This window comes from Paraburkholderia phenoliruptrix, from assembly GCF_019511605.1.
In the GTDB taxonomy this organism is placed as follows: domain Bacteria; phylum Pseudomonadota; class Gammaproteobacteria; order Burkholderiales; family Burkholderiaceae; genus Paraburkholderia; species Paraburkholderia phenoliruptrix_A.
Genome location: NZ_JAEUAV010000012.1, coordinates 147,795 through 162,317, shown reverse-complemented (window position 1 = coordinate 162,317; position 14,523 = coordinate 147,795). Strand labels below are relative to the sequence as shown.

The window sequence follows — 14,523 nt, the reverse complement described above, 5'->3', positions numbered from 1 at the left end:
CGTCGCTCTTGAAATGCGATGCGCCGCCCCGCGAGTCTAACTCTGCCAGATGAGGTTCTGCAAAATGGAGCTTCCTACGCGGCCATGAGGGACTACAAGGGACTACAAGGGGCCATAAGGGCCACAAGGGCCCATAAACGGCCCAAAAGCCCCATAAGCGGCCGTTGGCAACCTCCGTCCATCGGCCACACTCTGATATTGAACGATATAATTTGCGCGACTGCTGACCGGCCATGCTCGACCCTGGCAGCATCCGTTTCCACACCGACTGCCCCTTCGCAGTGCGCTTTCAAGGCAGCCAGAAGAAAAGGCAGAAGAAAGCCAGAGCCGCCCCTTAAACTCGTCCCATGGACTACTTCGCCGCAGTACGGGCTTTCGTTCGCGCAGCGGAACTACAGAGTTTCAGCAAGACCGCCAACGAACTGTCCGTCAAAACCTCAACGGTCTCGCGCTACATAAGCGAGCTAGAGAAAGACCTGGGCATTGCGCTATTCAACCGGTCGACACGCGGACTCGTTCTGACGGAAGGTGGCCGTCTCTTTCGCGAACATGCACTGCTTGCGTTGCAAGCGCTCGACGACGCAAGGGAAGTCACGTCATCGCTGAATCGCTCACCGCAAGGCGTGCTGCGGGTAACGATACCGCCTGCGTTCGGACGGCTGCATGTTGTTCCGCATCTGCCAGCCTTCATGTCGCGCTATCCCCACATCGACCTCGACATCGTCTCGACGGACGAAACGCTGAACATGATCGACGCAGGCATCGATGTGGCTATCCGTACCGGCGTGATGCCCGACTCGTCGTTGATGGCGAGACGCCTCGCGCCGCATCGTCGTATCGTCTGCGGCAGCCCGGGCTATTTTGAGCGTAATGGAATCCCGCGCATGCCTGACGATCTGTCCGCGCACAATGCGCTTCGCTTGTCGCTCATGCCGGATGACAAATGGTTCTTCGCGCGAAGCGCCGCGAAGTCGAAGCCGGCGCAGAAGGTGTCGGAGTCGATGGTGGTGGAACTCAAGGGGCGCGTGCGTGCCGGCGACCAGGAAGCGCTGCTCGCGCTCGCCGTGGCCGGTTGCGGCATTGCGCTGCTGCCAACGTGGCTGGCAGGCGCCGACCTGCGCACCGGACGCTTGCAGCAGGTGCTGCCGCAATGGGAGGCGCGAACCGGACGAGCCGCCCCCGCCGTCTGGGCGGCGTATCCGCCCAAGAAAGTTGTTTCGTCGAAAGTGCGTGCCTTCGTGGACTTCTACGCCGAAGCATTCGGCGAGCCGCCGTACTGGGACGACGGGCTCGCACCGGCACCTGCGCCTTAGCGCGCGAAGCGGATGTCCAGCGTGCGCAAATATGTCTGCAAGCCAGCGTCCTGGATCGGAATGACATACGCGTTGTCATCTGTTTCATTGAAGTGCGCGTGCCAGTATCCAGGCGGCGTGACGAACGCCATGCCCGCTTCCCAATCGACACGAGTCGGATTCACGATATCGCCCTGCGCATCGAGTTCGGTGCCGACCAGCGTATAGACGCCTGGCCCGCCGCCGGCGATGAAGTCGAGCGCGATCGACTGGTGTCGGTGCGGCTTCTGCACCGAATGCGGCGGCACGATGCCGAACATTGCCCACAGCACGTGCGTGACCGTGCGCGTCTGCGGGAAGCGGGCGTTGCCCATCAGCACGCTGATGCGATTGCGGCGGCCCGCGTTGCTTTGTTCCGCGACTTCGCGCAATGCTGCCTGCGCGCGAGCGGCCGGATAGCGGGTTGGCGCAAAGCGCGCCTGTACCTGCGTTGTACCGAGATAGGTCAGCAGCGGCGCATCATTGACGTAATACAGCGTCGCGGTCGTATCCGCGGAAAGCACAGCAGCAGCGCCGCCCGGAAGCGTAAAGAAGTCGCCCTGTGCAAACGGAAAGTGCGTTGCGCCCTGCTTCATGCTGCCGGCTCCGCCGATCACGTAGCAGACCTGGGAGGTCGCGTTGGGGTCGAGGGTCAAGGCTTCGCCCGCCACGATACGCAGAAAGCTCGCGCTCAAACCAGGACCGGTCGCGGGGCCGGGACACCCCAGTTCGGCGGACAGGTCGAGCGGCACGACCCGGGTCGCGCCGTCGGCATAAAGCGTGGGCGGGAAATTGCGGAACGGCACGCGCGAGATGAGTTTCGAGCCGATGGGATTCGCGGATGACGTGTATTCGAAGTACTGTGCGTCTTCGGTCGCCACGTCGGGTTCGGCGAGAAGCGCGGAAGATGTTCTTGTCAGCATGTTTGCTCCTTTCGGCTGTTAGACGCTTCGTGCGGGCCCATTGTGGTGAAGAGTGCCGCGTCCGAAGGTTGTGCTGACTGTAGGCTCCAAGCGTTGTCGCAAGAAGTACCGAACGTCGAAATCAGTTTTGCGCAAAACGGTGCGCCATCCGTTGTGGTCGCGGCTCTGCACCCTAATGCCGATCCGGCAATTGCATATCGTCAGAAGTTCGAAAGCCATCAGCGGGCGCGCGTTAGGATAGACAGTTTCCTCACTCTATCTCCGGAGTCACAGGCGATGTTTAATCCTCCCCGCTTCGGCGTTTGGGCGCTCGTACATGGAAGCCGTGCGGCGCTTCAGGATCCCGCGGAACCGTACGACGCTTCGTGGGCGCGCAACAAGGCGCTAGTGCTCGAAGCCGAGCGGCTCGGCTACGACTCTGTGCTCGTCGCGCAGCACACCGTCAATCCGCATGACCCGTCGCTCGATCAACTCGAAGCGTGGACCGCGTCGGCCGCATTGGCGGCGCTGACGTCGCGCATCGAGATCATCGCCGCAATCAAGCCGTATCTGTACCATCCGGTCGTGCTCGCGAAAATGGCGCAGCAGATTGAACACATCAGCGGCGGACGTTTCGCGATCAACCTCGTCAACGCGTGGAATCGTCCGGAGCTTGAACGGGCCGGCATCGGCTTTGCCGAACACGACGAGCGCTATGCATACGGCCGCGAATGGATCTCGGTCGTGGACGCATTGTTGCGGGGCGAAGCCGTCACGCATCGCGGAGACAACTTCCGCATCGACGACTATCAGTTGCGTCCGGCCGATCCGTTCCGCGCGCGGCCGCGCATTTATGTCGGCGGCGAGTCGGAGCCGGCGCGCTCGCTCGTGGCGGCTCATGGCGACGTGTGGTTTATCAACGGACAACCGCACGACGACGTGGTGCGCCTCATAGCGGACGTCTCGTCGCGTGCGCGGCCTCCTCACCAGGATGCGTTGCGCTTCGGCCTGTCGGCCTTCGTGATCGCGCGGGAAACGCAGGCCCTCGCCGAGGCTCACCTCGATCACCTGTTTGCGCTTGCAGAGCTCGACAAGCCGCTGCGCGAGCGGCAAAAGGCCAACATCGATCCGAATGCAGTCATGCACCAAACGTTCGCGCGCTCACCTCGCGTCGGTTCGAATGGCGGCACGGCTGCGGGGCTCGTTGGCGACTACGACACGGTCGCTCGACGCGTCGTCGACTTCCACCGTGCCGGCATAGAACTGTTCATGCTGCAGTTCCAGCCTTTCGAGGCCGACATGGCCGTTTTTGCCGAGGAAGTCATGCCGCGCGTGCGTCGTCTGCTTGGCTGAGCGCTCGGGTCATCGCACCCGAGTCGCAAAGGAAGACCGGGCGGGTCTAAAAGAACGCGCCGGTCGGCGGCAACTGGCCGGTCAGCAGATGCTGTCCGAGCAGGCGTTCCTTATATAGCCGCGGATTGTGCGATGCAATCACCTTGATGTTGCGCCAATGCCGGTCGAGCGCGCCGAAACGCGAGACGACCGAGCCCGAGCCAAGATCGATCAGCCAGCTCGCTATTTGCGGCGCGAGGTCGTCGATGACGACTTTGGCCTCCGACGCCGCGAGCGTGGCAGCAAGCGTGGCTTCGTATTCGCCGCTTGTATCGTAAGCGTCCCACGCTTGCTGGAGCGCAGCGACCGCGCGGTCTGCGGTCGCTTCCACACTTGCCGCATACGCACGGATGCGCCCAAGTTGTGACTGAAGCACGGGTTCGTCGGCGGGATGCGCGGCTTCGCCGTGATAGAAATTGCGGCTGCGCGTGCGCAACACTTCGACGGCATCCAGTGCGACCCGGCGCACAATGCCCGCAATGCAGTTGGTCAGATAGACCTGATGGAACGTAAAGCCCCAGGGCGCGGCCTCGTCCGGTCGTGGAGGATCGAGCGGGTACAGGTGTGCCGCGGGCACGGTGACGTCCCGAAAGCGGGCCGTGCCCGAGCCGGTCAGCCGTTGGCCGAACCCGTTCCAGTCGTCGTCGTTGCTAACGCCCGCGCCCCGCGCCAGCACGTATTGGACAGTTCGCCCCATACGGCTTTCCACCGCCGAGCCGACAAAGGCGTCGTTGTAGAGGTTGCCCGTCGCGTAGACCTTCTCTCCAGAACCGATGTACACGTCGCGAGCAGCATCCCATTCGAGTCGCGTCATTACCTTCGTCGGGCGCGCTCCGGCCGCCGTCACATCGCTCTCGGTAAAGCTCAGGCCAACGGTCTTTTTCTGCGCGGCAAGCCTCAGCACGTGCGCGTGGAACGGATGGTCCTTCTTCCTTAGCGCCGTCTCGACCTGCCACAGATGATTGCGGAACGCGTGCGCAATGTTCGAATCCGCCGCCGCCAGGTCGCGAGCGACGACGAACAGATCGCCAAGCGACACGCCGTGGCCACCCTGCTCCCGCGACAGGCGCAGCGCGCCGAAGCCGAGCGCCTTCAACTGCGCGATCTCATCGTGCGGTAAGCGATGCTCCCGTTCGCGCGCCGCCGCGGTCGCCGCAATATCGGCGATAGTCTTCGCGAAACCGAGTGAGACGGTCAACGGCGAGATGCCCTGTGCGCGGCTCGCGTCCTTGCTGCTATTGGTATCAGTCATGCGGGCGCCCGGGTTCAAACTCTGATGCTGTAGTCAGCGACCTTGATGCGCGAGTTGATGATCTTGCGCTCCGCGAGCCAGTCGGCGGCGCGCTGAAACTGCGCGATGAAGGCAGCGTCGTCGGCCTCGTAGAAATGGTTCACGCGCTTGAGACTCGCGAGATAGTCACGCACCTGATCCGGATACTTGCCCTCGCGCTGCACAAGTTGCTCCGCTTCGGCCGAGTGTGCCGATTGCCACGCGCCTTCCACGTGATATGCGTCGATTACCGCGCGAATCAGCTCCGAGTTTTCTTCGGTGAACTTGCGGCGTGTGACCAGCGAACTGTAGTCGATCAGAAAGTCCAGGTCGCGGCCTTCGTTGAAGATGTCCTTCGCGTCGTTCGAGAAGCGCGCAATGTCCACGCCGGGGGACCACATCGACCACGCGTCCACCTTGCCCTGGGCAAAAGCCGGCGCGGCATCGGGCGGATTCAGATAAACGAACTGCACCTTGTCACGGTCGACGCGATGCTTTTCCAGCGCCGCGATCAGCAGGAATTCGCCAAGTCCCGAGCGGTTCACGGCGACCTTGCGGCCCGCGAGATCCGCAACCGAGTTGATGCCGCTGGTCTTCTTCACGATGATCGCAGTGGAGCGCGGCGAATAGATGTCGAACGCATTGAAGACGATCGGCGAGCCGGCCAGCATTGCGGCAAGCGCCGGTGTCGTCGAGCCCCAGAAGCCGAAGTCCGCGCTGCCGCCGACTACGGCCTGAATGGACGGCGCATGGTTCGGGAACGGCCCGATCCATTCGACCTTGATACCCTTCGCCGCGAGCGTCTTTTCGAACACGCCGCGTTGCTTTGCGATGTCGGGCAGGCTGCCATAGCCCCAGCCAACGCGTACCGTGTCGGTGTTGCGCGTCAGCTTGCGCGGCTCGGCTGCGTGCGCAGGAAAGAGCCCTCCGGCAGCGACGCCTGCCAGCAGGCCGCCCGCCGCGCGCAACACCTGGCGGCGGCTCAACAATGAATCAGTCATGCTTTTGGGTCCTTCTATTGATAGCGATATGGTTAGTGAGAAGGCACGCCCAGTTCGTCGAGCAGAATGGGACGCAGCTCGCCGGCCTGCTCTTTCGGCCGGAAGGAAGCCGCAATGCGACCGGCGCGCATCACGAGTATCCGGTCGGCGAGGGTCAGCGCTTCGTCGACGTCGTGCGTGACGATCAGCACGCCGGGCTGGTGCAGCGCGACCAGTTCCTTGACGAGTCCGTGCATCTTGATGCGAGTCAGCGCGTCGAGCGCGGCGAACGGCTCATCGAGCAGGAGCAGCGCCGGCTCCGGAACGAGCGCCCGTGCGAGCGCCACACGCTGAGCCTGACCGCCTGAGAGATTGCGCGGCCAGTCGTCTTCGCGGCCGGCGAGTCCCACCTCGGCGAGCGCAAGCGCGGCGCCGCGGCGGTCAATCGTTTTCTCGTGACCGAGCGAGATGTTTTCCCACAGCGTCGCCCAAGGCAGCAGACGATGCTCCTGAAATACCACCGACGGGCGCTCCGGCGCGCGGATGGTCCCCGCGTCGGGCAGATCGAGTCCCGCAAGCGCGCGCAATAGCGTTGTCTTGCCGCAGCCGCTCTCGCCGAGCAGTGCGACAAATTCGCCCTTGTGGATGTCGAGATCCAGTGAGTCGATCACGACGCGGCTGCCATAGCGCCGCTGTAATCCACGGACGGCTACGGCCAGTGTGGGCGCGCCGGCGCTGAGGTTGACCGCGTCTGCGGCGACACGATTGCGGACGGTGGCGATGCTTTGGCTCACTTGCTTGCTCCTTTCGCGTAGTTCGCATGCCACGAGAGGAAGCGGGCTTCCAGCAGGCGCACGAGCGCGTCGGCCACGACACCGATGATCGCGTAGACGATCACGGTCAGAACGATCACGTTCGTGTTGAGAAATTCGCGCGCGTCCATCGCGAGAAAGCCGATACCTTTGGTGGTGGCGAGCGTTTCGGCGATGACCAGCGCGAGCCATGCATGCGCGAGCGCATAACGCACGCCGGTGAGAATCGACGGCATTGCTCCCGGAAGAACGATTCGCCGCACGATTGCCGTCCGCTCGAGCCCGACGACACGCGCGAGCTCCAATAGCTTCGGGTCAAGCTGGCGAATGCCGAGCATCGTATTGATATAGATAGGGAAGAACACCGCCAGCACGACCAGGAAAATTTTTGCGGTTTCGCCGACTCCGAACCACACGATCACGAGCGGCAGCATCGCGAGGAACGGAACCGCGCGGACCATCTGGATAGAGCGATCGAGAAGCGCCTGCGCGAGCGGCGAAAAACCGACGACGATGCCCAGTGCAAGGCCTAGCGTTCCGCCGATGACAAACCCGCTCACGGCGCGCAGCAGCGAGACGCCGAGATGAACGAAGAGGTCGCCGTTGCGGGCTAGATTGAACGCCGTTTCGAGCACGCTGCTGGGGGCAGGCAGCACTTGCGGTGCGATGAACCCAAGGCGGGCCGCAGCTTCCCATAGCAGCAGTACCGCGGCCGGGATCATCCACGAAAGCCAGCTGTACAGCGCCGTCCGGGAAACGCCGGTGCGAGTTGGTTGGGCCGCGACATAGCGGCTGCGGGTAGAGGTCAGGTCGGCCATGCCATTTCCATGTCAGCTGTGCAGACGGCGCGCGGCAGTGCGGATCAGAAGCCGATCGTCACTGCGCAGAGCGCGATTGCTTTGCCGTTGATGAAGGAGACTCGGGGTGCGGCTTGCTGGCGGGCGTCGAGCCGACTCGTTCGGGGCAGCGAGCATGGACGCTCGCTCCCGGTGCAAGTCGCTTTCAACCCACCGCGACAAGCTGATTATTAGAAGCTGTCAGGCAAGGCCCTGACAAACGCTTTTTTATGCTTTGCTTTCCCGCAATTTCCAGATGGAAGGTCCGACGGCCATTTTTTGCATTCGGGCCGTGAGCGATTGTTGATGCGCCTGGAGTTCTGCTCTTTCGGCGCCGTGGCGCGCGCCGATCTTAGCGGTGCATCAGCAGGTTGGTTGGCCGGGGCTGTTGCGCTGAAGCCCGATTGTTGACGGCGGCAAGCCTTCTCCATTGTGTCGAAGGTGCCGGCAGAACTGAGGCAGCGCGCAAGCCCGCCCTGCTCACCCACGCCCCACCGTCAACGAATAGTATGTGCATTGATAACGCCCGCGCATGCTTCTAAAAGGCGACGCCACCTGCTGAAAAGCGCTCGAACCGGCGTCCAAGCGCATTCGCATGAATCATCGCGACCATGCCGAGTTTTGCAAAACGATTCGGTAGCCGTCGTGGTCTTCAAAGGTTCTACCGGACACGTCCCAATAGGGGTTGAGCGACGGCACGCAAACAAATCCCCTCCCGGCCAGGCGATCGCAAGTCGCCTGCCACTCAGTTCGATCAGGGACGTAAAACACCAGCAGATCCTCACGCGTCGGTGTTGGCGCTACCGGATGTTCCCGGCACTGTGTGAACTCGAAGTGATAGTCCATGCCGGAACGTCCGAGCATCACCCCATCGAACCCTTGATGGTCCTGGAATTTTGCCAGCACACTCAGGTTGAGCGCTGCGCAATATATCTTTTCTGTCCGCGAAAGGTCGCTGACAGGCCTGGCGATCCTGAGATGTGATTGCATTGGTTCCATTAAATCTGTGGCTTCTGGCATCAACTTCTGCCGAAGGCCTCTGCGATAAAAACCCTCCTCGCCCTCTCAGTTCTGGCACGGCCCTCGGATCACCAGAACTTTCAGCCGGCTTCCCTGAGCCGGCTTTTTTTAAAAGCGCACTGCGCGCATTCAATACTATTAGATAGCTCCTGCCGCGCCCCGAGCGCTCACTCGACACCATACGCGATCACAAGCGGTATAGTTCAACGCCGCTCGGTCCTCGGGCGATCGAGCCATAGCTCGGAGAGCTGCTGATGTCGTCAAAGTCTTTGGCTTCACGATGGCACCGGCACATTAAATTTCTGTTGACGGATGTTTTGACGGTGACCGATAGTCACTGCCGAAATCCGTTTATCCTGGGCTCGTGCGTGAAAGACACAACCCGCTCCACCTCATCGCGCGCTGACCACGTTTATTTCAGCGTGCGCGACGATATCTTCGACATGCGCCTGCTGCCCGGCGATCGTCTGACCGAAGGCAGCATCGCCGATCGTTTCGGCGTTTCGCGCACCCCGGCGCGCGAGGCGCTGCAACGCCTTCAAAGCGACGGTCTGATGCGCGGCTATGTGCGCGGCGGCTGGGAAGTCGTGCCCATCGACTTCAAGCGCTTCGAAGATCTGTATGAAATGCGCAAGCTGATCGAAACGTATTCAGTCAGCCGGCTCTTTGGCCCGGACGGCTCGCTCTCAGAGACCGCCCGGCAGATGCTCGATCGGCTCGACGGCATCTGGAACGTCCCTCAGGCACAGCGCGTTCGCGACGGCCGCGAAATGGTAGCGCTCGACGAAGCCTTTCACGAGGCGCTAGTCAGCGCCGCCGGCAACGCCGAGTTGACCACGGCCATGCAGCGCGTGACCGACCGCATCCGCGTGGTGCGGCGGCTCGACCTCGTTTACGGCGATTGCATAGACGACACTTACGACGAACACGTCGCGATTCTGGCCGCCATCCGCGATCTCGCTGCGGATCGTGCCGTCGAATTATTGGGCCGGCATATAGAAGGTAGCCGCGCGGAAGTCCGAACACTCACGACCGAGCGCCTGCAACGCGCCCGCACCGCATCGGAGCCTCACAGCGCTCCTTATGCACCACCGAGGTTGCGCGGCACCATCTAGCGACATGCCCTGGGATACCAGCGTCTCTTAAGCGCCTTCTGGAGAAGGCTCTCAGCAGACACGGCCTGCTGGCACGGTTTTCGCAAAAGCATCGGGCATGTATACAAGCAAAAGCCTGGGTTTCCGATGCCATCCGAACTCCTGAACCCCAGCCGCGCAAGCCGCGGCATGGCGGTGGCGCCCCACGCGCTCGCCGCGCAGAGCGCTCTGGCGATCCTGCGTGAAGGAGGCAACGCCGTCGAAGCGATGATCGCCGCCGCCTCGACAATCGCGATCGTCTATCCGCACATGAACAGCATTGGCGGCGACGGCTTCTGGCTGATCTCGCGCCCCGGCGCCGAGCCGGTCGGCATCGAGGCGTGCGGTGCGGCGGCGCTGGCCGCGACCATCGACGAATACCGCTCGCGCGGATTCCAGGCAATTCCCACGCGCGGCCCGCTCGCAGCCAATACGGTGGCCGGCACCGTGTCCGGCTGGCAGCGCGCGCACCGCTGGTCGGCTGAAACACTCGGCGGCCGGCTGCCGGTCAAACGCCTGCTGGAAGACGCGATCCATTACGCGAAGCACGGCGTGCCGGTCACACGCAGCCAGTCGCAGTGCATCGAAAGCCGTCTCGCCGAATTGCGGCCGATCCCGGGCTTCGCTGACGCTTTTCTGCCTGGCGATCGCGTGCCCGCGACAGGCGAGCGCTTCGTCGCGCCACGTCTTGCGGCCACGCTCGAACGTCTCGCCGACGCGGGCTTCGACGACTTCTATCGCGGCGACCTCGCACGCAGCATCGCAAGCGATCTACAGTCGGCGGGCTCGCTGCTGAGTCTCGCCGATCTCGAACGGCACGAGGCGCGCATGCGAACGCCGCTCGCGCTTCAGCACTCGCTCGGCACCATCTACAACATGCCGCCGCCGACCCAAGGGCTCGTGTCGCTGCTGATTCTGGGCATGCTCGATCGCGTGCTGACCAAAGACATGGACCCGCTCGGCCCGGAGTTCGTGCACGCATGCGTGGAAGCGACCAAGCTCGCGTTCGCCGTACGCGATGCCGAGATTACCGATCCCGATCACATGCAGGTCGATCCGCGCGCGTTGCTCGAGCCGGCCGCAATCGACGCGATGGCCGCGCGTATCTCGCACACGCAAGCCGCCCCGTGGGGCGCCGGCCACGGGCCAGGCGATACGGTGTGGCTTGGCGTGACCGACAGCAACGGCGTCACGGTGAGCTTTATCCAGAGCATCTATCACGAGTTCGGCAGCGGCATCGTGCTGGCCGGCACGGGCATCAACTGGCAGAACCGCGGTTGCAGTTTCTCGCTCGACGAGCGCGCGCGCAATCCGCTGATGCCGCTGCGCCGGCCTTTTCACACGCTGAACCCCGCGCTCGCACGTTTTGACGATGGCCGCACAATGGTCTACGGCAACATGGGCGGCGACGGTCAACCGCAATCGCAAAGCGCCGTGTTCTCGCGCATCGCGACGTTCGGCTGCAATCCGCAAGCCGCGATCGACGCGCCGCGTTGGCTGCTGGGCCGCACCTGGGGCCAGTCGACCGACACGCTCAAGCTCGAAGCGCGCTTTGGGCACGGCACGGTGGCCCGGCTCGAAGCGCTCGGCCATGAAGTAGAGACGATGCAACCGTACGACGAAGCAATGGGACACGCCGGCGCAATCGTTCGGTATCCAGACGGATTGATTGAAGCGGGCTACGACCCGCGCAGTGACGGGGCAGCCGCGGGCTGGTAGACGCACACGCGCGCTAATTTTCAATCGGATTGCAGGTCCGGCCTCGAAGGCCCGGAGGACGCTGCACGCCTGCCGGTTGCCGGCAGGCACTTGCTCAGTAAATGGAGTCACCATGACCACACGCTTGCAATCTTCGCTTCAACCCATCGTGTCGGAGGAACCGGGCGCCGCCTCCGCCAGCGCGACCCATAACCGTTGGCTTCAGCTCGGGCTTGGTCTCGTCTGCATGATGGCAATTTCGAGCCCGCAATATGTATGGACGCTCCTGACCAAACCGCTTGCCGCGAAACTCGGTATTGCGCTGCCTGAACTGCAAGTCACGTTTTCGCTGCTGATCATCTTGCAGACGTTTTTCTCGCCGTTTCAGGGCAAGCTGATCGACCGCTTCGGGCCGCGCATGCTGATCTCGATCGGCACGGTCATGTCGGGTTTGAGCTGGGTGCTCGCCTCGCAAGTGCATAGCGCGCCGATGCTCTACCTGACCTATGGCCTGGTGGGCGGCCTCGGCACGGGCATTGTGTATGTCGGCGTGGTGGGGCTGATGGTGCGCTGGTTTCCGACCAATCGCGGCTTCGCGGCGGGCGCGGTCGCGGCCGGCTACGGCATGGGTGCGATCGTCACGACCTTCCCGATCTCCACGTCGCTGCAGGCGCGCGGTATCGACGCGACGCTGTGGATGTTCGGCATTGCGTTCGCGGTGGTCGGTCTGCTGGCTTCGCAGGGATTGCGTGTGCCGCCGGCGCACGATGCTGCCGCGCCTTGCAATTCCGGCGCTTCGGCGTCCGCGCCGACAGGCCGCCATTTTCGCCCGTCGCAGACATTGAAGACGCCTCTGTTCTGGCTGATGTTCGCCATGATGACCATGATGTCCACGTCGGGCCTGATGGTCACCTCGCAGATGGCCACCTTCGCCGCCGACTTCGGCGTGACCAAGGTGCTCGTGTTCGGCATGGCCGCATTGCCTTTGGCGTTGACGATAGACCGCTTCACGAACGGGCTGACACGGCCGCTATTCGGCTGGGTGTCTGACAGGATGGGACGCGAAAACACGATGTTTTTCGCGTTCGCGCTCGAAGGCGTGGCAATGGCGCTGTGGCTGCTCACGCGCGATAACGCCGTGCTGTTCGTCCTGCTGTCGGGTGTCGTGTTCTTCGGCTGGGGCGAAATATTTTCGCTGTTCCCGTCGACGCTGACGGACACCTTCGGCACACGTCACGCCACCGAAAACTACGGTTGGCTGTATATCTCCCAGGGGATCGGCTCGATCTTCGGCGGCCCGCTCGCGGCCTTGATGCATCAGTACGCGGGAAGCTGGGTGCCGGTGTTTTCGACCGCGATCACGCTCGACATCGTCACCGCGCTGCTGGCCATTGCCGTTCTCAAGCCGATGCGCCGCCGCTTCCTCGCCGCGCAGCAAGGCGTTTGATTCTACTCGCCGTTCATTGCAGTGCACTCCGGAAACGTCGACGAGGACGAGACATGCCAGTTCAGCTTGCGTTACGCAATATCCGTAAATCGTTTTCAAACAAACTCGGCTCCATGGAGGTTCTCGGCGGGCTGACATTCGATATCCACGAGCGGGATTTCGTCAGCATCATCGGGCCTTCGGGCTGCGGGAAGACCACCGTGTTCAACGTGATCGCCGGCCTGCTCGAGGCGGACAGCGGCGATATCGTCTATCGCGGGCAAAGCGTCGGCGGCTTGCGCGGCAAGGTCGGCTACATGATGCAGCGCGACTTGCTGCTGCCGTGGCGCACCGTGCTGCAAAACGTGCTGATCGGACCGGAACTTTCGAAGATGCCGGCCGCGCAGGCGCGTGACATGGCGATGGAATACCTCAATACGTATGGCCTTGCGGGCTTCGAGAACGCGTATCCGCGCATGCTGTCGGGCGGCATGCGTCAGCGCGTGGCGCTGATCCGCACGCTGATCAACGATCCCGACATCATTCTGCTCGATGAGCCCTTCTCGGCTCTCGACTACCAGACGCGGCTTTATCTCGAAGGAGTGTTGATGGAAGCCGTCGAGACGTTTCACAAGACCGTCGTGCTCGTCACGCACGACATTGACGAAGCGGTGGCTTTATCGAAACGCGTGGTGGTGCTCGGCGGCCGGCCTTCGCAGGTGAAGAAGATCTACGACATCGAGATTGCCGCCCGTTCGCCGATCGGCGCTCGCAGCGACCCCAACTTCGCGGGTTACTTTCACGCATTGTGCGGCGAGCTGGATATTCAGACGGAGGTGAAGGCAGCATGACGCAATCCGCTTCCATCGGTAAATCGGCGCCGGCACAACGTGCAGCGAAGCCCCGCGTGCGCTTTGTGCTCGACAGCGGCTGGGGCCGTGCGGCATTACAGTTCTTTGCGGTGATCGCGTTCTTTGCCATCTGGGAAGGCGCGGCGCGTGTCGGCTGGGTATCGAATTTCCTGGTCGGCTCACCGTCGAAAATTTTCGCGGCGCTGGTGCGCGACGTGCACTCGCATCAGCTTTTTATCGACACCGGCTATACGCTGTTCGAAGCCATCCTCGGTTTCGTACTCGGCACGGCCGTCGGTTCCGTGTGCGGGCTCGCGTTGTGGTATTCGCCGTTCGTCGCGCGGCTGATCGAGCCGTTCATCGTCGCGATCAACAGTGTGCCGAAGATCGCTTTCGCACCGATCGTGATTCTGTGGTTCGGCACCGGCCTCATCTCGAAGGTCGCGCTGGCTATTTCGCTCACCGCGATCGTCGCGCTGATTGCCGCTTATGAGGCCGCAAAGGACGCCGATCCCGACTTGCAGGCGTTGCTCGTCACGCTTGGCGCGAACAAGAACGATGTGTTCATGAAAGTCGTGGTGCCGTTCACGCTGCCCTATGTGATCTCCACCTTCCGCATCAACGTCGGCTTCGGTCTGGTGGGCGCGGTGGTCGGCGAGTTCATCTCGTCGGAAAAAGGTCTCGGGCACATGATCTTCACGGCCTCCAGCCTGTACGACCTCAATACCGTGTGGGAGGGGCTGTTCGTCCTGATGGCGATCGGCTTCGTCCTTTACTTCCTGATCGATATGCTCGAGCGCAAGCTGCTGCCGTGGCGGCAGGCGTCGAACGCTAGCACGCTTAAGGTTTAACGCATTCCGACAGTCCAACCC

At 62.7% G+C, this 14,523-nt stretch carries 13 protein-coding genes; 7 read left to right on the top strand and 6 right to left on the bottom strand.

Annotation, left to right across the window (positions count from 1 at the left end):
* Positions 1-347: 347 nt before the first annotated feature.
* Positions 348-1,313 (top strand): LysR family transcriptional regulator, encoded by a 966-nt coding sequence (locus JNB89_RS17230; RefSeq protein ID WP_220363064.1) that lies wholly within the window; start codon positions 348-350, stop codon positions 1,311-1,313.
* On the opposite strand, the gene JNB89_RS17225 is transcribed toward JNB89_RS17230, so the two are convergent.
* Positions 1,310-2,254: a cupin domain-containing protein gene (locus tag JNB89_RS17225; RefSeq protein WP_220363063.1), complete on the bottom strand. Its 945-nt coding sequence runs from the start codon at positions 2,252-2,254 to the stop codon at positions 1,310-1,312. The genes JNB89_RS17230 and JNB89_RS17225 overlap by 4 nt on opposite strands.
* A gap of 276 nt (positions 2,255-2,530) precedes the next feature.
* On the opposite strand from JNB89_RS17225, the gene JNB89_RS17220 reads away from it, so the two are divergent.
* On the top strand, positions 2,531-3,586 hold the full coding sequence (locus tag JNB89_RS17220) for an LLM class flavin-dependent oxidoreductase (protein WP_220363062.1): 1,056 nt from the start codon (positions 2,531-2,533) through the stop codon (positions 3,584-3,586).
* A 46-nt stretch (positions 3,587-3,632) separates the two neighbouring features.
* Here the strand turns inward: JNB89_RS17220 and JNB89_RS17215 are convergent, their stop codons facing one another.
* The 5 genes from JNB89_RS17215 to JNB89_RS17195 all read right to left on the bottom strand — a co-directional run bounded on the left by JNB89_RS17215 (position 3,633) and on the right by JNB89_RS17195 (position 8,513).
* The gene (locus JNB89_RS17215; protein WP_220363061.1) at positions 3,633-4,877 is read right to left on the bottom strand and encodes an acyl-CoA dehydrogenase family protein; all 1,245 of its coding nucleotides are present in this window, start codon (positions 4,875-4,877) and stop codon (positions 3,633-3,635) included.
* A gap of 14 nt (positions 4,878-4,891) precedes the next feature.
* On the bottom strand, positions 4,892-5,896 hold the full coding sequence (locus JNB89_RS17210; RefSeq protein WP_220363060.1) for an NrtA/SsuA/CpmA family ABC transporter substrate-binding protein: 1,005 nt from the start codon (positions 5,894-5,896) through the stop codon (positions 4,892-4,894).
* A gap of 32 nt (positions 5,897-5,928) precedes the next feature.
* The gene (locus tag JNB89_RS17205) at positions 5,929-6,669 is read right to left on the bottom strand and encodes an ABC transporter ATP-binding protein (RefSeq protein ID WP_220363059.1); all 741 of its coding nucleotides are present in this window, start codon (positions 6,667-6,669) and stop codon (positions 5,929-5,931) included.
* On the bottom strand, positions 6,666-7,505 hold the full coding sequence (locus JNB89_RS17200; protein WP_220363058.1) for an ABC transporter permease subunit: 840 nt from the start codon (positions 7,503-7,505) through the stop codon (positions 6,666-6,668). Before JNB89_RS17200 ends, JNB89_RS17205 begins: the two co-directional genes overlap by 4 nt.
* 618 nt (positions 7,506-8,123) lie before the next feature.
* Positions 8,124-8,513, bottom strand: a complete 390-nt coding sequence (locus JNB89_RS17195) for a VOC family protein (RefSeq protein WP_220363057.1) — start codon at positions 8,511-8,513, stop codon at positions 8,124-8,126.
* Between the two features lie 398 nt (positions 8,514-8,911).
* Here JNB89_RS17195 and JNB89_RS17190 point away from each other — a divergent pair, with 398 nt between their 5' ends.
* The 5 genes from JNB89_RS17190 to JNB89_RS17170 all read left to right on the top strand — a co-directional run bounded on the left by JNB89_RS17190 (position 8,912) and on the right by JNB89_RS17170 (position 14,502).
* Complete coding sequence (locus tag JNB89_RS17190; protein ID WP_220363056.1) at positions 8,912-9,658, top strand: GntR family transcriptional regulator; 747 nt, start codon at positions 8,912-8,914, stop codon at positions 9,656-9,658.
* Positions 9,659-9,784: 126 nt separating this feature from the next.
* Positions 9,785-11,395, top strand: coding sequence for a gamma-glutamyltransferase family protein (locus JNB89_RS17185; RefSeq protein WP_220363055.1), 1,611 nt, complete (start codon positions 9,785-9,787; stop codon positions 11,393-11,395).
* Positions 11,396-11,507: 112 nt separating this feature from the next.
* Complete coding sequence (oxlT, locus tag JNB89_RS17180) at positions 11,508-12,821, top strand: oxalate/formate MFS antiporter (RefSeq protein ID WP_013343404.1); 1,314 nt, start codon at positions 11,508-11,510, stop codon at positions 12,819-12,821.
* A 53-nt stretch (positions 12,822-12,874) separates the two neighbouring features.
* Positions 12,875-13,651, top strand: coding sequence for an ABC transporter ATP-binding protein (locus tag JNB89_RS17175; RefSeq protein ID WP_220363054.1), 777 nt, complete (start codon positions 12,875-12,877; stop codon positions 13,649-13,651).
* The gene (locus JNB89_RS17170) at positions 13,648-14,502 is read left to right on the top strand and encodes an ABC transporter permease (protein WP_135894631.1); all 855 of its coding nucleotides are present in this window, start codon (positions 13,648-13,650) and stop codon (positions 14,500-14,502) included. Before JNB89_RS17175 ends, JNB89_RS17170 begins: the two co-directional genes overlap by 4 nt.
* Positions 14,503-14,523 lie beyond the last annotated feature (21 nt).

What these genes read in the sequence shown, in the direction of transcription:
- JNB89_RS17185 (WP_220363055.1), top strand. Translation starts at nt 9,785, where the DNA reads ATGCCATCCGAACTCCTGAACCCCAGCCGCGCAAGCCGCGGCATGGCG.
- JNB89_RS17170 (WP_135894631.1), top strand. Translation starts at nt 13,648, where the DNA reads ATGACGCAATCCGCTTCCATCGGTAAATCGGCGCCGGCACAACGTGCA.
- oxlT (WP_013343404.1), top strand. Translation starts at nt 11,508, where the DNA reads ATGACCACACGCTTGCAATCTTCGCTTCAACCCATCGTGTCGGAGGAA.
- JNB89_RS17230 (WP_220363064.1), top strand. Translation starts at nt 348, where the DNA reads ATGGACTACTTCGCCGCAGTACGGGCTTTCGTTCGCGCAGCGGAACTA.
- JNB89_RS17215 (WP_220363061.1), bottom strand. Translation starts at nt 4,877, where the DNA reads ATGACTGATACCAATAGCAGCAAGGACGCGAGCCGCGCACAGGGCATC.
- JNB89_RS17175 (WP_220363054.1), top strand. Translation starts at nt 12,875, where the DNA reads ATGCCAGTTCAGCTTGCGTTACGCAATATCCGTAAATCGTTTTCAAAC.
- JNB89_RS17220 (WP_220363062.1), top strand. Translation starts at nt 2,531, where the DNA reads ATGTTTAATCCTCCCCGCTTCGGCGTTTGGGCGCTCGTACATGGAAGC.
- JNB89_RS17200 (WP_220363058.1), bottom strand. Translation starts at nt 7,505, where the DNA reads ATGGCCGACCTGACCTCTACCCGCAGCCGCTATGTCGCGGCCCAACCA.
- JNB89_RS17225 (WP_220363063.1), bottom strand. Translation starts at nt 2,254, where the DNA reads ATGCTGACAAGAACATCTTCCGCGCTTCTCGCCGAACCCGACGTGGCG.
- JNB89_RS17195 (WP_220363057.1), bottom strand. Translation starts at nt 8,513, where the DNA reads ATGCAATCACATCTCAGGATCGCCAGGCCTGTCAGCGACCTTTCGCGG.
- JNB89_RS17210 (WP_220363060.1), bottom strand. Translation starts at nt 5,896, where the DNA reads ATGACTGATTCATTGTTGAGCCGCCGCCAGGTGTTGCGCGCGGCGGGC.